Origin of the sequence: Pseudomonas sp. S4_EA_1b, assembly GCF_016307435.1 — a bacterium.
GTDB classification, from domain to species: Bacteria; Pseudomonadota; Gammaproteobacteria; order Pseudomonadales; family Pseudomonadaceae; genus Aquipseudomonas; species Aquipseudomonas rhodesiae.
On record NZ_JAEILC010000037.1, the window covers coordinates 62125 to 79463 of the forward strand.

The window sequence follows — 17339 nt, forward strand, 5'->3', positions numbered from 1 at the left end:
GTAAGAATATGACCTGGTCCAAACCTGCTTACACTGATCTGCGCATCGGTTTCGAAGTCACCATGTACTTCGCCAGCCGTTAATCCGCTGGGTATTACAACGCCTCGGTTCGCCCGGGGCGTTTTTGTTTTGAGCTTTGCTTGATGGAGCGACCATGTTTGTCCAGATCCTAGGTTCCGCCGCCGGCGGCGGTTTCCCGCAGTGGAACTGCAATTGCGTGAACTGCGCAGGCTTTCGTGACGGCAGCCTGCGGGCCCAAGCGCGCACCCAGTCGTCCATCGCGATTTCCGATGACGGCGTCAATTGGGTGCTGTGCAATGCCTCGCCGGATATTCGTGCGCAACTGCAAGGCTTCGCGCCCATGCAACCGGGCCGCGCCCTGCGTGACACCGGCATCAGCGCGATCATCCTGATGGACAGCCAGATCGACCACACCACCGGCCTGCTGAGCCTGCGCGAGGGCTGCCCGCATCAAGTGTGGTGCACCGACATGGTCCACGAGGACCTGAGCAGCGGCTTCCCGTTGTTCACCATGCTGACCCATTGGAACGGCGGCCTGGCCTGGAACCGTATCGAGCTGGATGCAAGCTTCACCATCCCGGCTTGCCCCAACCTGCGTTTCACTCCGCTGCCGTTGCGCAGCGCGGCGCCGCCCTACTCGCCGCACCGATTCGACCCACACCCGGGCGACAATATCGGTCTGATCGTCGAAGACCTGCGCACCGGCGGCAAACTCTTCTATGCCCCGGGCCTGGGCAAAGTCGACGCGCCATTGCTGGACATCATGGCAAGCAGCGATTGCCTGCTGGTGGACGGCACGATGTGGGACGACGATGAAATGCAGCGCCGTGGCGTCGGCACCCGTACCGGCCGCGAGATGGGCCACCTGGCACAGAACGGCCCCGGCGGCATGCTGGAAGTGCTTGAGCAGTTGCCACAGCAGCGCAAGGTGCTTATCCACATCAACAACACCAACCCAATCCTCGACGAAGATTCCCCCGAGCGGGCCGAGCTGGCGCGGCGCAATGTGGAAGTGGCTTACGACGGCATGAGCATTGAATTGTAGGAGCAAGCGAAATGACTGATACACCGCTGACGCGCGACGCATTCGAACAGGCCCTGCGGGCCAAGGGCGCCTTCTATCATATTCATCACCCCTACCATGTGGCGATGTACGAAGGCCGCGCCACCCGCGAGCAGATCCAAGGCTGGGTTGCCAACCGCTTCTACTACCAGGTGAACATTCCGCTGAAGGACGCCGCAATCCTGGCCAACTGCCCGGACCGTGAAATCCGTCGCGAGTGGATCCAGCGCCTGCTCGACCACGACGGCGCGCCCGGCGAAGACGGCGGCATCGAAGCCTGGCTGCGCCTGGGCCAGGCCGTGGGTCTGGACCCCGACCAACTGCGTTCCCAGGAACTGGTACTGCCCGGCGTGCGCTTTGCGGTGGACGCTTACGTCAATTTCGCCCGCCGCGCCAGCTGGCAGGAAGCGGCCAGCAGCTCGCTGACCGAACTGTTCGCGCCGCAGATCCACCAGTCGCGCCTCGACAGCTGGCCACAGCATTACCCATGGATAGACCCGGCCGGCTACGAATACTTCCGTACCCGTCTGGGCCAGGCTCGCCGCGATGTGGAACACGGTCTGGCGATTACGCTGCAGCACTACACCACCCGTGAGGGCCAGGAGCGCATGCTGGAAATTCTCCAGTTCAAACTGGACATTCTGTGGAGCATGCTGGACGCCATGAGCATGGCCTATGAACTGAACCGCCCGCCGTATCACAGCGTGACCGACCAGCGGGTGTGGCATAAAGGGATCACCCTATGAGCTTTGATCGCAGCAAGACACCCACCTGGCGTCCGGGTTATCGATTCCAATACGAGCCGGCGCAAAAGGGTCACGTGCTGCTCTATCCCGAGGGCATGATCAAGCTCAACGACAGCGCGGCGTTGATCGGGGGGTTGATCGACGGAGAGCGCGACGTCGCGGCGATCATTGCCGAGCTGGATAAACAGTTCCCCGGCGTGCCAGAGCTGGGTGACGACATCGAGCAATTCATGGAGGTCGCCCGTGCAGAGCACTGGATTACCCTTGCCTGAGAAACCGCCGATTGGTCTGCCGCTTTGGCTGTTGGCTGAGCTGACCTATCGTTGCCCACTGCAATGTCCGTACTGCTCCAACCCCCTGGACTTCGCCGAGCAGGGCAAGGAGCTGAGCACTGAGCAATGGTTCAAGGTGTTTCGCGAAGCCCGCGAGATGGGCGCCGCGCAACTGGGTTTTTCCGGGGGCGAACCGCTGGTGCGCCAAGACCTTGCGGAGCTGATCGGCGAAGCACGCAGGCTGGGGTTCTATACCAACCTGATCACCTCCGGCATCGGCCTGACCGAGCAGAAGATCAGCGACTTCAAGAAAGCCGGCCTGGATCATATCCAGATCAGCTTCCAGGCCAGCGACGAACAGGTGAACAACCTGCTGGCCGGCTCGAAAAAAGCATTTGCGCAAAAGCTGGAAATGGCCCGCGCGGTAAAAGCGCATGGCTATCCGATGGTGCTGAACTTCGTCACCCATCGGCACAACATCGACAAGATCGACCGCATTATCGAGCTGTGCATCGCCTTGGAAGCGGATTTCGTCGAACTCGCCACCTGCCAGTTCTATGGCTGGGCGCAGCTCAATCGTGTGGGTCTGTTGCCGACTCGGGAGCAACTGGTACGCGCCGAACGCATCACCAATGAATACCGCGCCAAGCTCGAAGCCGAAGGCCATCCGTGCAAATTGATCTTCGTAACGCCGGACTACTATGAGGAGCGCCCGAAAGCCTGCATGAACGGCTGGGGCAGTATCTTTCTGACGGTGACGCCGGACGGCACTGCGCTGCCTTGTCACGGCGCCCGACAAATGCCGGTGCAATTTCCCAATGTGCGCGACCACAGCATGCAGCACATCTGGTACGACTCTTTCGGTTTCAATCGCTTTCGCGGCTACGACTGGATGCCCGAGCCGTGTCGTTCATGCGATGAGAAGGAAAAAGACTTCGGTGGCTGCCGCTGCCAGGCGTTCATGCTCACGGGCGATGCCAGCAATGCCGATCCGGTGTGCAGCAAGTCCGAGCATCACGGCATCATCCTCGACGCACGGGAAGAAGCCGAACACGCCACCCAGACCATCGAGCAACTGGCCTTCCGCAACGAGCGCAACTCACGGCTCATCGCGAAAGGCTGAAGCCTCAACGCTTGGCGATGATATACACCGCATGGACGATGCCTGGGATGTAACCGCACAGGGTCAGCAGAATATTCAGCCAGAACGCGCCGCCGAAACCTACCTGCAGGAACACACCCAATGGCGGCAACAGAATGGCGATGATGATACGAATGAAATCCATGGGTCAGCTCCAATCAATCGGCTCGTGCGAGCCGTGTAGCTAATCGACCTTGGGTGTTCGTGAGGGTTCAGTGGATCTGGCACGAAGCCATGCGTTAACGATCAGGCAAAAAAAACACCCCCAGCCAAAAGAATCAGGCTGGGGGCGTTGCGTATACCGCGAGACGGTTCAGGAATTGGGGTTAAACGGCAATGCCTTTGCGGCACTGCAATTGCGCGGTGCGCACGCGGGAGAAGGCGCGGGCCAGGCGCAGGAGCATTTCGTCGATGTTGCCTTTGCTCACGGTCAGCGCGGGGGTGAAGCGCAGGCAGTCGGGCTGTGGCGCGGTGAGGATCAGTCCTTCATGTAATGCCGCGTTGACCACTGCATCCGCGGAGTCTTCCGACAACGTCAGCCCCCATAGCAGGCCGTGGCCGCGCACGGCGCCATGGTTATAGCGGTAAGCCAGGCGAGCCAGGCCTTCGCTCAGATAGAGGCCGGTCTCACGCACCTGCTCAAGAAAACCGTGTTCCAGCACGCTGTTGAGAACGGCGACACCGGCCGCCGCCATCAGCGCATTGCCATGATGGGTGCCTTCCAGCTCGCCGACATCGAAGCAGCACGCGTTGCCACGCGCCAGCAGCGCCGCCAATGGCACGCCGCCGCCTAGGCCCTTGCCCAGGGTGATGATGTCGGCGCGCACGCCATAGTGCTGCTCGGCCAGTAGTGTTCCGCAACGGCCGATGCCGGTTTGCACTTCGTCGAGGATCAGCAAAATCCCCAACTCCCGGCACAGCCGTTCGACGCCCTTGAGGTAGTGCTCGCTGGCGGGCACCACGCCGGCGCCCTGGATCGGCTCAAGCATGATCGCCACCGTCTGAGCGTCCACCGCCGCGTGCAATGCCGGCAAGTCGTTGAATGGCACATGACTGAAGCCTGGCAATTGCGGCTCAAAGCGGTTTTCCTGGGCGCCCGACGAGGCGGCGAGTGCCGCGAAGCTGCGGCCATGTCGAGCGTTGCTCGCACTGATAATGCGATAGGCCCCGCCGCGGTGCAGTTGGCCCCACTTACGCGCCAGTTTGATGGCCGCTTCACACGCCTCCGCGCCGCTGTTAAGCAGGTAGGCCTGGTCGCTGCCCGTGCGATGGCACAAGCGTTCGACCAAGTTGAGTTGCGCACGGTTGTGCAGGGCCATGCCGGGATTGATCAATGCCTGGGTCTGGTCGGCCAGGGCGTTGATCAACACCTGCGGGCTGTGACCAAGGCTGTTGGCAGCATTGCCCTGACTGAAATCCAGATAGGCGCGGTCGTCGCTGTCCCACAACCAAGAGCCCTGGCCGCGTACGAACACTTGCGGGGGCTTAGCGACGGTGGGCATCAGCGCATCACTGGACGGTTCATCGGGCGTCGAATCCAGTACCAAGTCATCCAGGCTAGGCGCGGGCCGGCGTAAGGTAAACAGATTCACACTTCACCCCCGACAGCAAGCGGACATTGTCCACTCACGACTTGGATGTTTTTTGAGTTGCCTATGTAAACGCTATTAAAAAGAACGCTGCTCATTGCACGATCCGGCCCTGTAAGCCCTGCGAATAGGCGCTAGACTAGGCGCCTCGGCGGCCTTCGGCCATTTCGTTTTTCCAGCTTTTTCGATAAGCAAACCTTATGGATTTTAAGCAACTGCGTTATTTCGTCGCGGTGTATGAAGAAGGCCATGTGGGGCGGGCCGCAGAACGTCTCTCGATCTCCCAGCCGGCGCTGTCGCAGCAGATCCGCCATCTGGAACAGCACTTGGACGTCAGCCTATTCGAACGCAGCAGCAAACGCCTGCTGCCGACGCTGGCGGCGCACACGCTGTATAACCATGCACTGCCGCTGATTGATGGCATGCAACACGCCGTCGAAGCGTTGCGCAACTTCAAAGGCCAGGCATTGCGCACGTTGGCCATCGGCGTGCTGCAGACCGTGCATACCAGCCTGGTGCCACAGATGCTCGAACGGGTGCGCAAGGCCCAACCGCATCTGGTGGTGCAGATCTACGAATTGACCGGGCTGGAGATTGAACGGCGACTGCTCAACGGCTCGCTGGACATCGGCATCAGCTACCTGCCGCCGCGTCAGCCGGGGTTGCAAGGCGTGTTGCTGTACGAAGATGAGCTGAAGGTGGTGATCCCTGAGGATCATCCTTTGCGGGAATTCAAGAAAGTGTCGCTGAAACAGGCGGCTGAGTTGCCGATGTTGCTGCTGGGGGAAGAGTTTCAGATCCGACAAATCTGGCAAGGCCAACTTGCTAACCTCGGGCGGCGCCCGCAGGTACAGGCCGAACTCAATACCATGGTGGGGATTCTCGACAGCTTGCCGCACACCCGGTTGGCCACCGTGCTGCCGGGACGCTCCCAGGACGAACACAACAGTCAGTCACTGCTGTGGAAACCCCTGAGCGAACCACGGGTGCCCTTGAAAGTCGGCCTGGTGTGTCGCGATGTGCAGCGCCAACAGGCAACGATGGCCTTGTTGCGCACCTTGCTTGAAGACGTGATGAATGCCCCGCAGACGCCCGCCTGACTTTTTCGCGGGCAAAAGAAAACCCCGCCGAAGCGGGGCTTTGCAGACTGTTTCCCTGACATCCATTTCACTCCGCCGTCCTGGCAGAATCCTACGTGTCCGTGTTGTTGCTTTGCGCTTCCTGCGCGACGTCCATGTGAAGTAGATTATCGATGGATCCAATGTGGCGATAGAGGACGATTAGCAGCACGTCATGTAAGAGATTGCTTACACGCCCTCCAAGCCTTTAGAACTGGGCTTCATCCAGCAAAAATAGCGATTCGCTACCGGCTTTTACCGACGCACACAACGAGTGGATACGCGGCAGTAGGCGCGCAAAGTAGAAGCGTGCAGTGCCCAGTTTGCTGGCGTAGAAGTCGTCCTCGGTTTCCTTGCCCCATGCGGCCTTGGCCATGCGTGCCCACATATAGGCATAGGCCATGTAACCAAACGCATGCAAATACTCCACCGACGCCGCGCCGATTTCGTTCGGGTTGGTTTTGGCGCGATCAAGCACCCAGGCCGTCAGCTCATCCAGGTTATCCACCGCCGCGTTCAGCGGACGGATGAACTCGCCCAGCTCAGCCCCGGCTGTCGCGGTGAACTGGCGAACCTCGTCGGCGAACAAACGATAGAACGCGCCGCCGCTGCCAACGATCTTGCGCCCCATCAAGTCCAGGGCCTGGATGCCATTGGTGCCTTCGTAGATTTGGGTGATGCGCACATCGCGCACCAATTGTTCCTGGCCCCATTCGCGAATGTAGCCGTGGCCGCCAAACACTTGCTGACCCAGCACGGTGGTTTCCAGGCCCAAGTCGCTGAGGAACGCCTTGGCCACCGGCGTGAGCAAGGCCACCAGGTTGTCGGCGCGCTCGCGGGCGGCGGCATCGTCGCTGAACTTGGCGATATCCAATTGGGTGGCTACGTAGGTGGAGAACGCACGGCCACCTTCGTTCGACGCTTTCATGGTCAGTAGCATGCGACGCACGTCGGGATGGACGATGATCGGGTCGGCCACTTTGTCCTTGGCCTGGGCGCCGGTCGGCGCACGGCTTTGCAAGCGGTCACGCGCGTACTCGATGGCGTTCTGGTAGGAACGCTCACCGGACGCCAACCCCTGAATGCCTACGCCCAGACGCTCGTAGTTCATCATGGTGAACATCGCCGCCAGACCACGGTTAGGCTCGCCCACCAAATAACCCACGGCTTCGTCGAAGTTCATCACGCAGGTAGCGGACGCCTGGATGCCCATCTTGTGTTCGATGGAGCCGCAGCTCACTGGGTTACGCGCGCCCAGGCTGCCATCGGCATTGACCATAAACTTAGGCACCAGGAACAGCGAGATGCCCTTGGGACCGGCCGGCGCATCGGGCAACTTGGCCAACACCAGGTGGATGATGTTTTCGGTCAGGTCGTGCTCGCCGCCGGTGATAAAGATTTTGGTCCCGCTGACCTTGTATGAACCGTCCGCCTGCGGCTCGGCCTTGGTGCGGATAATCCCCAGGTCGGTACCGGCATGGGCTTCGGTGAGGCACATGGAACCGGCCCACTCGCCGGAATACATCTTCGGCAGGTAGGTGGCTTTCAAGTCTTCGTTGGCGTGGGTCGCGATCGACACGCAGGCGCCGGAGGTCAGCATTGGGTACAGGCCGAACGCCAGGCTCGACGAGTTGATCATCTCTTCAACCTGGGCCGACACCGCCTTGGGCATGCCCATGCCGCCAAACGCGGGGTCGCCACCCACGCCCACCCAGCCGCCTTCGGCGTAGGTTTTATAGGCCTGTGGGAAACCATCCGGCGTCGATACCACCGTGTCCGCCCAGCGGCAACCTTGCTCATCGCCGCCGCGGCTGAGCGGGGCGATGGATTTGGCGGTGACTTTGCCGGCTTCTTCGAGGATCGCCTCAACGGTTTCGGCATCTACGCTGTCTGCCAACGCCGGCAACTGAGCCCAGGTGTTGGCGACGTCGAACACTTCGTTGAGGACGAAGCGCATATCCCGCAGCGGCGCTTTGTAATCAGCCATGGCAAACCTCGTTAGAACGTAAAAAGTGATTCGGTAGGATCGGTTTTACAGGCCCCGAGTGTAACCGAACAACTTTTGAGACACATAGGGTCTGCTTGTGACTGACAAGTATTTTTAAGTCACCCCAGCATAAATGCCTCCGCAGGCAGACTCATCAGGCACTCACTGCCCGCCTCCACCGCCGCACGATGAGTGATGGTGCGCGGCAACAGGCGTTTAAAGTAGAACTCGCAGGTGGCCAACTTGGCCTTGGCGAACTCGCCGTCGCTGTGGGACTGCGCGGCAATGGCCATGCGTAGCCACAAGTAGGCGAGGATGATGTACCCGCTGTACATCAAGTAATCCACAGCCGCCGCGCCCACTTCGTCCGCGTTCTTCATCGCGGCCATGCCCACCTTGGTGGTTAACTCGCCCCATTCCTGGTTCAACTGATTGAGCTGCGCCACATACCCCTTGAGCTGCGGGTGTTCGGCATTCGCAGCGCAGAACTTATGCACGATCTTGGTAAACCCACGTAGCAACTTACCTTTGCTGCCCAGCACCTTACGGCCCAGCAGGTCGAGGGCCTGGATGCCGTTGGTGCCTTCGTAGATCGGTGCGATCCGCGCATCCCGCGCCAATTGCTCCATGCCCCATTCGCGGATGTAGCCGTGGCCGCCGAAGATCTGCATGCCGAGGTTGGTCACCTCCAGGCCGGTATCGGTCATGAAGGCTTTGCAGATCGGTGTGAGGAAGGCCAACAGGTCTTCGGCCTCCTGGCGCTGGGCGGCGTCGTCGCCCAGGTGGGCGGTGTCCAGCAGTTGCGCGGTGAAATAGGCCAGCGCCCGATTGCCTTCGTTGAAGGCCTTCATGGTCAACAGCATGCGTCGCACGTCGGCGTGCACGATGATCGGGTCGGCAGGCTTGTCCGGGGCCTTGGGGCCGGTCAGAGAACGCATTTGCAGGCGGTCATTGGCGTACTTGATCGCGCCCTGGAAACTCGCCTCGCCATTGCACAGCCCCTGCATGCCGGTGCCCAGGCGCGCGTGGTTCATCATGGTGAACATGCAGTTGAGGCCTTTATTGGCCTCGCCGATCAGAAAGCCTTTGGCGCCGTCGAAGTTCAGCACGCACGTAGCCGAGGCCTTGATGCCCATCTTGTGTTCGATGGAGCCGCAGTGCACCGCATTACGCTCGCCGGAATCGGCGTGGAACTTGGGCACGATAAACAACGAAATACCTTTGGTACCCGCCGGTGCGTCCGGCAGTTTGGCCAGCACCAGGTGGATGATATTGGCGCTCAGATCGTGCTCGCCGGCCGAAATGAAAATCTTGCTACCGGTGACGGCGTAGCTGCCGTCCGCCTGGGGCACGGCGCGGGTCTTGATCAGGCCCAGGTCGGTGCCGCAGTGGGCTTCGGTCAGGCACATGGTGCCGGTCCATTCGCCGGCGGTGAGTTTGCTCAGGTAGGTGTCTTTCTGTTCGGCGGTGCCATGGGCGTGGATCGCCGACATGGCGCCGTGGGTCAGGCCGGGGTACATGCCCCACGACGTATTGCTGGAGCCGATCATCTCGCTGAGCACCAGGCCCAGTGATTGCGGCAAGCCTTGACCGCCGTAGGCCGGGTCGGCCGCGACGCCGTGCCAGCCACCTTCCACGTACTGGGCGAACGCTTCTTTGAAGCCCTTGGGTGTGGTCACAACGCCATTGTCGAAATGGCAGCCCTCTTCATCACCGCTACGGTTGAGCGGCGAGAGTACGTTCTCGCAGAATTTCGCACCTTCTTCGAGGATGGCACTGACCATGTCCGGGCTGGCGTCCGTCGCGCCCAATGCCGCGTAGTGACCGTGGAAATCAAACACGTTGTCGATCAAAAAGCGCATGTCGCGCAGGGGAGCTTTGTACTCAGGCATGGCGATGTCTCCAGCGGCAGATCGCTCCAACCTACCGCCGGCCTGCACGCCGTTCAATCACTGTAGGGCCGCTGAATACACCGCCATTACTCAACCGGCAGCGCTCTGCATGCGTACCGCGCCACGGCGGTTCTGGCCGGCCGCGATTACGCAGTTACGTCCCGCGCCCTTGGCCGCGTACAGCGCCTGGTCGGCGGATTTGAGCACTTCTTCCGGCGTGCGTTGCTCCACCTGGCGCTCGGCCACACCGATGCTGACCGTCACTGAGACACTCGACGCCCCGCTACCCGCCCGACGTTGACGGCCCTGTTGGTCATCCTGAGGACGGTCCGCGTTGCGCAGCTTGATATCGTAGTTGGCGACGATCTCGCGGATCTCCTCCAAGTGCGGCAGGCACTCATCCAGGGTCTTGCCGGCGAATACCACGGCAAACTCTTCCCCGCCGTAACGGTACGCGCGCCCGCCGCCGTTGACCTTGGACAGCTTGCTCGCCACCAGGCGCAACACCTGATCGCCCACATCATGGCCGTGGGTGTCGTTGAAGCGCTTGAAGTGATCGACGTCGGTCATCGCCAGCACATAGTTGCGCCCCAGGCGCTGCATGCGCTCGTTGAGGGCCCGCCGCCCGGGCAGGCCGGTCAACTCGTCACGGAATGCCATTTGATATGCCTCATGGGCCACGCCGGCGGCGATCATCAACATGACCTGGCTGCACATGATGTTCAGGGTGAACGGCAGGATGAACGTTTGCGGCAGCATCCAGAACAACCCCATCACGCCCACCAATTGCGCCGCATGCAGCGGACGCGGCTGGTACCAGTACTGCGCGGCAAGGGTGACGAAACCAATCAGAAACATCGGGTATGACAGTTGAATCAGGCTCATCCAGCTGCCATGCAGCGCCGGCCAGCGAATTTCCGCCAGCCAGTTCAGCAGCGCCTGGGGATAACTTTGCTCCAAGGCCAGCGCGACACTGCCGACGGCCAGCAGCACGGCGCAGCGTGCGACAAAGTCGCGGAACAGATGGGTTTTTTCCTGCCACAGCGCATAAATGCTGAACAGCAACGGCAACAACAGGCAGCACAGATGAAACACCACCGCCGCGTCTTCGCGCACGCGGCCGTTATCGCGGTAGTAATCGGTCTGGGTATCGAGCAGGAAGTAAGCGACGTACACCGTGATCATCAGAAACAGTTCGCGCTGACGGCGGTACACCGCGCAATACGAGCCGCCGAGCAACAGCACCAGGGTAGGCAACACGTTGAACAGCGACGTGAAGAAGACGTTGAGGTCCTTGACGTACGCAGCCGAGAGCCCGGCCAGTAAAAGCAGCAACGAAGGAAGGAAATGGCTGAAACGTACAGCGGACACGCGTGACAAGGGTAAAGCTCCGACCCGCAAAAAGTAATGGCACTTTGCCGTAGCGCAAACAGTTAAGCACACCTTGCGCGGGATGCGTCACATTGCCATCACTGTAACGGCAGCCAGGCTCAATCCCTGAGCGCTGAGCTGCGTTTTTTAACCGTCGAAAAAAAACCGCCGCAGCCTTTGGGCTGCGGCGGTTTCCAAGAAACCCGGTAAGGCTTAGTAAGCCAGGCCGAAGTTTTCTTCTTTCATGTCCATCAGGTTGCTGGCGCCCGACAGCATGGTCGCCACGTGGGTACGAGTACGCGGCAGGATGCGCTGGAAGTAGAAGCGCGCGGTCTGCAACTTGGCGGTATAGAACGCCTCGTCGGTAGTCCCGGCGGCCAGCTTTTCAGCGGCAACCCGTGCCATATCGGCCCAGAAGTAAGCCAGGCAGGCGTAGCCGGAGTACATCAGGTAGTCCACCGACGCGGCCCCGACTTCTTCACGGTCTTTCATCGCCGCCATGCCGACCTTCATGGTCAGTTCGCCCCACTCTTTGTTCAATGCCGCCAGCGGTGCGACAAACTCGCTGACCGCTTCGTTGCCTTCGTTGGCCTGGCAGAACTTGTGCACGATCTTGGTAAAGCCCTTGAGCGCTTCGCCTTGAGTCATCAGCACTTTACGGCCCAGCAGGTCCAGGGCCTGGATGCCGGTGGTGCCTTCGTACAGCATCGAAATGCGGCTGTCGCGAACGTTCTGCTCCATGCCCCACTCGGCGATGAAGCCGTGGCCGCCGTAGATCTGCACACCGTGGTTGGCGGATTCAAAACCGACTTCGGTCATGAACGCCTTGGCGATCGGGGTCATAAATGCCAGCAGGCCATCGGCCTGTTTCTTGGCTTCGTCGTCGGTGCCGTACTTGACGATGTCCACTTGCTTGGCGGTGAAGTACACCATCGCACGGTTGCCTTCGGCGAAGGCTTTCATGGTCAGCAGCATGCGACGCACGTCAGGGTGCACGATGATCGGGTCGGCGGCCTTGTCCGGCGCTTTCGGGCCAGTCAGGGAACGCATTTGCAGGCGATCGCGAGCGTATTTCAGGCCGCCCTGGAAGCCGATCTCGGCGTGGGCCAGGCCTTGCAGCGCGGTGCCCAGGCGAGCGGTGTTCATAAAGGTGAACATGCAGTTCAGGCCTTTGTTCGCCGGGCCGATCAGGAAACCGGTGGCCGCGTCGAAGTTCATCACGCAAGTGGCGTTACCGTGGATGCCCATCTTGTGTTCCAGGGAACCACAGCTCACCGCGTTGCGCTGGCCGATGGTGCCATCGGCATTCGGCAGGAACTTGGGCACGATAAACAGCGAGATGCCTTTGGTGCCGGCCGGCGCGTCCGGCAGGCGGGCCAGCACGATGTGCACGATGTTATCGGCCATGTCGTGTTCACCGGCCGAGATGAAGATCTTGGTGCCGGAGACTTTGTAGGAACCATCGGCCTGAGGCTCGGCCTTGGTGCGCAGCATGCCCAGGTCGGTGCCGCAGTGCGGCTCGGTCAGGCACATGGTGCCGGTCCATTCGCCCGACACCAGCTTGGTCAGGTACGCCTCTTGTTGCTCGGGCGTGCCGTGCTCGGAAATGGTGTTCATGGCGCCATGCGACAGGCCTGGGTACATGCCCCACGACCAGTTGGCTTCGCCGACCATCTCGCTGACTGCCAGGCCCAGGGATTCCGGCAAGCCTTGGCCGCCGTGCTCCACGTCGTGGGCCAGGCTTGGCCAGCCGCCTTCGACGAACTGTTTGTAGGCTTCTTTGAAACCGGTTGGGGTTTTAACGCCCGACTCACTCCAGGTGCACCCTTCAAGGTCGCCCACGCGGTTCAGCGGTGCCAGTACTTGCTCACAAAACTTGGCGCCTTCTTCAAGGATGGCGTCGACCATGTCCGGGGTAGCGTCCTGGCAAGCCGGCAGGCTCTGATAGTGCGCTTCATAGCCAAGCAGTTCGTCACGAACGAAGCGAATATCACGCAAGGGGGCCTTGTAGTCAGGCATAGCGATAAACCTCTGCTGATGTATCTGGAATGAACAACCGCGTGGATGAACTGTGGCGGTCAAACAGGTGTTTGAAACATACGTTTACGACCTGGGGATGTCAAGCACCGCTCGGATGCCGTTTGTCATGACGGGCATCAATGCCACGCACGGCAATGCCTGCGGCGCGACGCCACAGGGAGTGAGTGTAGGAAATCATTACGCAAGACGCGCGGTGAGCGAACTGGTGCGCGTCGAACTGAGGGCAGCCACGATTGTGACCGCCCCACTAGATCGGGAGGGATTAGGTATTCAGATGGCGAGCTGCTATGCAGGCCCGCTCAACAGAAAAAGTGCGGGCTAAGCGTAGGTGTCGATCAACGTACCGAGCATTTCATCCGAAGCCTTGGCGACTTTGACACCTAGCTCCACCTGAAACTTACCCTCGGCCATTTCGACCATATTGCTCGCCGAGTTGGACGGCTGGGCGCGGTCGTTGGCGCGCAGCCGGTCAACCTGTGCATCCGAAGGCTGAGTCGTTGCGGCGCTGGCGATTTTACCGGCGGCCTGGTCGACGCGGTTCTGCCCCGTCTGAATGGTGCTCAGGCCCGAATAAAACGCACTGCTTCCTGAGATTTCCATGGCGTTAACCTGCCTTTAGAGAATCGTGAGCCCCGATTGAACCAGAGATCGTGGCAAAACACCCGTCAATAACACTAATGGCACAATGCCTTGCTGATAGCCAAAATCAGTCAAGCAGGTCCAATTGCAGGTAGTCGGCTACTGCCTCAGCCGTGGGCTGCTTGAGCTTGGGCACGCGCCCCAGGCATGGCGCGGGCAAGCGTTCGGCGAGGGTGGCAAGGTTTTCTTCCAGACGGGAGGTCTTGGGGTCGATGATATTGGCCACCCATCCCGCCAGCGGCAAACCGTCCCGCGCAATGGCTTCGGCGGTCAGCAAGGCATGGCTGATACAGCCCAGGCGCACGCCGACCACCAGGATCACCGGCAGCTTGAGCGCAATGGCCAGATCAGAAAGGTTGGCCTGGTCGGTCAATGGCACGCGCCAGCCGCCAGCCCCTTCGATCAAGGTGAAATCGGCCTGCCGCGCCAAAACCTGTTGCATGGGTTTGAGCAGCGATTGCACCGTCAGCGCAACGCCCGCCTCCCGCGCGGCCAGGTGCGGAGCGATGGCCGGTTCGAACGCCAGTGGGTTGACCTCGGCGTAACTCAGCGCCACCGAGCACTCGGCCAATAGCGCCAACGCATCGGCATTGCGCAAGCCCTTGCTCGTCACGCTACACCCGGACGCCACCGGCTTGCCCGCCGCCGTGCTCTTGCCGGCCTGCCGGGCCGCGTGTAGCAGGCCGGCGGCGATGGTGGTCTTGCCGACATCGGTATCGGTGCCGGTAATGAAATAAGCGGCGCTCATAGAGGCTTCTCCAGTACGGCATACACCACTTGGTAAGTCGCCGGCAGGCCCTGGGCCTGACGGAACTGCTCATATGCCTGGATCAGTGCAGCAACGCGCGCGCGGCCCGTCAAGCCGCCAGGCCGACCGGGGTTCAGATTGTGCGCACCGAGCGCCTTGAGTTCATGGGTCAGGCTGCGCACGTCCGGGTAGTGCAGCACGTGGGGCTGGCGTTCCAGGCACCGCACACGCAAACCGCTGGCGTCGCACAGTTGCCGATACGCGTCGAAGGTGCGGAATCGATTGACATGCACCAGACCATCGGCGGCGCGCCAGCTTTCGCGCAGTTCCTCCAAGGTCCCCACGCACAGACTGGCGAACGCCAGCACCCCGCCCGGCTGCAACACGCGGTGGGCCTCGCTGAGCACCGCATTGAAATGGGCACACCATTGCACCGCCAGGCTGGAAAAAATCAGCCCGCAGCTTTCATTCTTCAGCGGCAGCCGTTCGGCATCTCCGGCGATGAAATGCGCCGCGCCGCCCAATGGCCGCGCGTGATTGAGCATACCTTCGGCGATATCCAACGCCACGCCGTGGCTGTCGGGCAACCGCTCACCCAACGCTCGACTGAAATAACCGGTGCCGCAGCCCATATCCAGCCAGCGCGCTGGTGCGATACCGGCCGGCAAACGCGCCAGTAATTCGCCGCCCACCGCCCGTTGCAACTCGGCAACGCTGTCGTAGCTGGCCGCCGCGCGAGAGAAAGACGCCGCTACCTGGCGTTTGTCCGGCAAAGCGCCGGGCAGCGGGGGAAGGGATAAATCAGTCATCTACGCACTCATGCAAAAAAGCCTGGATGGCCGCCGCAACACCGTGGGGGTCTTCCAGAAGAAAAGCGTGGCCGGCCTGTTCAATCAGGCCGATTTCGACATCGGGCAGCAGGGCCAGCAGTTCGCTGGCGGCTTCGGCGGGCACCAACTCGTCCAGGCCGCCAAACAGGTGCAATTGCGGCCCGCGATAGGCCAGCAACGCATCGCGGGTGTCCAATTGCGCGAGCATTTCAAGGCCGGTCATCAATACGGTGGAAGGCGTAATCGGCGCACCACTGACCAACAAGCGCGCCAGACCGCGCGGGTCGTCGGCGCCCTTGGCACACAACAGGCCGAAGCGTTTGAGGGTGACCTGGGAGTCGGCGTGGCAACCGGCGAGGAAGGCATCGAACGTTTCGGCGGGCATCGCGCTGGGCCAGTGGTCATGGGCGACAAAACAAGGGTTGCTCGCCAGCGTCAGGAGCCCGCAGCAACGCGTGCCGCGCCGGGCGGCCAGCTCAGCGGCGAGCATTCCACCGAGGGACCAACCGCCCAGCCAGGCGTTGTCCGGCAGCGTGGCGTCGAGTTCGTCGAGCCACTCATTCAGGTCGCTGGAGTCCAGCGCAGGCAGCGGTTCGATATGCACCTGCAAGTGCTCATCCAAGCCACGCAAGGCAGCGGCCAACGGCTCCAGCGGTGAAACGCCTAGGCCCCAGCCCGGCAGCAAGATCAATCGATCACGCATGCTCGGGCTCCCGCAAACACGCTTCCAACGCCTCTAACAATTGCTGCACCTGCGCCGCGGTGTGGGCGGCGGTCAGCGTCACACGCAAACGCGCGCTGCCGGCGGGCACGGTGGGCGGGCGGATCGCGGTGACCATCAGGCCGCGCTCGCGCAGCATCCGGGACAAGCGCATCGCCTTGGCGCTGTCGCCGATCAGGATCGGCTGGATCGGCGTAAAGCTGGGCATCAAGTCCAAACCTAGCTGCTCGGCCCCCGCACGGAATTGACGGATCAGCGCGTCAAGGTGCTCGCGGCGCCAGTGTTCGGTGCGCAGCAGCTCCAGGCTTTTCAACGTGGCGCAGGCCAGCGCGGGCGGTTGGCTGGTGGTGTAGATGTACGGCCGGGCGAACTGGATCAGGCTCTCGATCAGGTCATCACTGCCCGCCACAAACGCACCGGCGGTGCCGAACGCTTTGCCCAGGGTGCCGACCAGTACCGGCACATCGTCCTGGCTCAGGCCGAAATGCTCGACAATCCCGCCGCCGTTGGCGCCCAGTGGGCCGAAGCCGTGGGCGTCATCCACCATCAGCCAGGCGCCTTTGGCTTTGGCGGCGCGGGCCAGTGCGGGCAGGTCCGCGAGATCGCCGTCCATGCTGAACACCCCGTCGGTCACTACCAGGGTGTTGCCGGTGGCTTTTTCCAGGCGCGTGGCCAGGCTGGAGGCGTCGTTATGCAGGTAACGATTGAACCGCGCCCCGGACAACAGCCCCGCATCCAGCAACGACGCATGGTTGAGGCGGTCTTCAAGCACGGTATCGCCCTGCCCCACCAGCGCCGTAACCGCGCCGAGGTTGGCCATGTAGCCGGTGGTAAACAGCAGTGCCCGTGGGCGACCGGTCAGGTCGGCCAGGGCCTCTTCCAGTTCATGGTGCGGCGTGGCATGGCCGACCACCAAGTGCGAAGCGCCACCGCCTACGCCCCAGCGTGCTGCACCAGCGCGCCAGGCTTCGATCACCTGCGGGTGATTGGCCAGGCCCAGGTAATCGTTGTTACAGAACGCAAGCAAGGGTTGGCCGTCGACCACCACCTGCGGGCCTTGAGGGCTGGCAAGCAACGGCCGTTGGCGATAAAGGTGTTGGGCACGGCGGGCAGCGAGGCGCGCGGCGAGATCGAAAGACATGCTGGCCTCGGTTTGGCAGG

The 17339-nt window shown here is 61.6% G+C and carries 18 protein-coding genes; 7 read left to right on the forward strand and 11 right to left on the reverse strand.

Annotated features, from left to right (window positions below):
- Nucleotides 1-8 precede the first annotated feature (8 nt).
- The 5 genes from pqqA (at nucleotide 9) to pqqE (ending at nucleotide 3225) form a co-directional block, all read left to right on the forward strand.
- Complete coding sequence (pqqA, locus tag YA0848_RS13075; RefSeq protein ID WP_003194766.1) at nucleotides 9-83, forward strand: pyrroloquinoline quinone precursor peptide PqqA; 75 nt, start codon at nucleotides 9-11, stop codon at nucleotides 81-83.
- A 71-nt stretch (nucleotides 84-154) separates the two neighbouring features.
- Nucleotides 155-1066 (forward strand): pyrroloquinoline quinone biosynthesis protein PqqB, encoded by a 912-nt coding sequence (pqqB, locus tag YA0848_RS13080; RefSeq protein WP_034101094.1) that lies wholly within the window; start codon nucleotides 155-157, stop codon nucleotides 1064-1066.
- An 11-nt stretch (nucleotides 1067-1077) separates the two neighbouring features.
- On the forward strand, nucleotides 1078-1830 hold the full coding sequence (gene pqqC, locus YA0848_RS13085; RefSeq protein WP_034115287.1) for a pyrroloquinoline-quinone synthase PqqC: 753 nt from the start codon (nucleotides 1078-1080) through the stop codon (nucleotides 1828-1830).
- Nucleotides 1827-2102 (forward strand): pyrroloquinoline quinone biosynthesis peptide chaperone PqqD, encoded by a 276-nt coding sequence (gene pqqD, locus YA0848_RS13090; RefSeq protein ID WP_034101097.1) that lies wholly within the window; start codon nucleotides 1827-1829, stop codon nucleotides 2100-2102. The genes pqqC and pqqD overlap by 4 nt, the downstream gene beginning before the upstream one ends.
- Nucleotides 2095-3225 (forward strand): pyrroloquinoline quinone biosynthesis protein PqqE, encoded by a 1131-nt coding sequence (pqqE, locus tag YA0848_RS13095; RefSeq protein WP_094064219.1) that lies wholly within the window; start codon nucleotides 2095-2097, stop codon nucleotides 3223-3225. Before pqqD ends, pqqE begins: the two co-directional genes overlap by 8 nt.
- A gap of 4 nt (nucleotides 3226-3229) precedes the next feature.
- Here the strand turns inward: pqqE and YA0848_RS13100 are convergent, their stop codons facing one another.
- Complete coding sequence (locus YA0848_RS13100) at nucleotides 3230-3388, reverse strand: YqaE/Pmp3 family membrane protein (RefSeq protein ID WP_003228885.1); 159 nt, start codon at nucleotides 3386-3388, stop codon at nucleotides 3230-3232.
- Between the two features lie 181 nt (nucleotides 3389-3569).
- Complete coding sequence (locus YA0848_RS13105) at nucleotides 3570-4835, reverse strand: aspartate aminotransferase family protein (RefSeq protein WP_034101100.1); 1266 nt, start codon at nucleotides 4833-4835, stop codon at nucleotides 3570-3572.
- A 197-nt stretch (nucleotides 4836-5032) separates the two neighbouring features.
- Between YA0848_RS13105 and YA0848_RS13110 the strand changes: the two genes are divergently transcribed.
- Nucleotides 5033-5932 (forward strand): LysR family transcriptional regulator, encoded by a 900-nt coding sequence (locus YA0848_RS13110; RefSeq protein WP_034101101.1) that lies wholly within the window; start codon nucleotides 5033-5035, stop codon nucleotides 5930-5932.
- Between the two features lie 226 nt (nucleotides 5933-6158).
- On the opposite strand, the gene YA0848_RS13115 is transcribed toward YA0848_RS13110, so the two are convergent.
- The 4 genes from YA0848_RS13115 to YA0848_RS13130 form a co-directional block, all read right to left on the reverse strand.
- Nucleotides 6159-7937: an acyl-CoA dehydrogenase C-terminal domain-containing protein gene (locus YA0848_RS13115; RefSeq protein WP_034101102.1), complete on the reverse strand. Its 1779-nt coding sequence runs from the start codon at nucleotides 7935-7937 to the stop codon at nucleotides 6159-6161.
- Between the two features lie 119 nt (nucleotides 7938-8056).
- Nucleotides 8057-9829, reverse strand: coding sequence for an acyl-CoA dehydrogenase C-terminal domain-containing protein (locus tag YA0848_RS13120; RefSeq protein WP_169903059.1), 1773 nt, complete (start codon nucleotides 9827-9829; stop codon nucleotides 8057-8059).
- Nucleotides 9830-9919: 90 nt separating this feature from the next.
- On the reverse strand, nucleotides 9920-11209 hold the full coding sequence (locus YA0848_RS13125) for a GGDEF domain-containing protein (protein ID WP_034115292.1): 1290 nt from the start codon (nucleotides 11207-11209) through the stop codon (nucleotides 9920-9922).
- Nucleotides 11210-11413: 204 nt separating this feature from the next.
- Nucleotides 11414-13219, reverse strand: a complete 1806-nt coding sequence (locus YA0848_RS13130; RefSeq protein ID WP_034101105.1) for a phenylacyl-CoA dehydrogenase — start codon at nucleotides 13217-13219, stop codon at nucleotides 11414-11416.
- 52 nt (nucleotides 13220-13271) lie between these two features.
- On the opposite strand from YA0848_RS13130, the gene YA0848_RS13135 reads away from it, so the two are divergent.
- Nucleotides 13272-13562 (forward strand): hypothetical protein, encoded by a 291-nt coding sequence (locus tag YA0848_RS13135; protein ID WP_169903057.1) that lies wholly within the window; start codon nucleotides 13272-13274, stop codon nucleotides 13560-13562.
- Here the strand turns inward: YA0848_RS13135 and YA0848_RS13140 are convergent.
- From YA0848_RS13140 to bioF, 5 genes are all read right to left on the reverse strand, one after another.
- Nucleotides 13559-13840: a hypothetical protein gene (locus YA0848_RS13140; protein WP_034101107.1), complete on the reverse strand. Its 282-nt coding sequence runs from the start codon at nucleotides 13838-13840 to the stop codon at nucleotides 13559-13561. The genes YA0848_RS13135 and YA0848_RS13140 overlap by 4 nt on opposite strands.
- 106 nt (nucleotides 13841-13946) lie before the next feature.
- Nucleotides 13947-14627 carry a dethiobiotin synthase gene (gene bioD, locus YA0848_RS13145; RefSeq protein ID WP_169903055.1) on the reverse strand — a complete coding sequence of 227 codons (681 nt, stop codon included), beginning with the start codon at nucleotides 14625-14627 and terminating at the stop codon, nucleotides 13947-13949.
- Complete coding sequence (gene bioC, locus YA0848_RS13150) at nucleotides 14624-15436, reverse strand: malonyl-ACP O-methyltransferase BioC (protein ID WP_169903053.1); 813 nt, start codon at nucleotides 15434-15436, stop codon at nucleotides 14624-14626. Before bioC ends, bioD begins: the two co-directional genes overlap by 4 nt.
- Nucleotides 15429-16160 (reverse strand): alpha/beta fold hydrolase, encoded by a 732-nt coding sequence (locus YA0848_RS13155; RefSeq protein ID WP_169903051.1) that lies wholly within the window; start codon nucleotides 16158-16160, stop codon nucleotides 15429-15431. Before YA0848_RS13155 ends, bioC begins: the two co-directional genes overlap by 8 nt.
- Nucleotides 16153-17319: an 8-amino-7-oxononanoate synthase gene (gene bioF, locus YA0848_RS13160; RefSeq protein WP_169903050.1), complete on the reverse strand. Its 1167-nt coding sequence runs from the start codon at nucleotides 17317-17319 to the stop codon at nucleotides 16153-16155. Before bioF ends, YA0848_RS13155 begins: the two co-directional genes overlap by 8 nt.
- Nucleotides 17320-17339 lie beyond the last annotated feature (20 nt).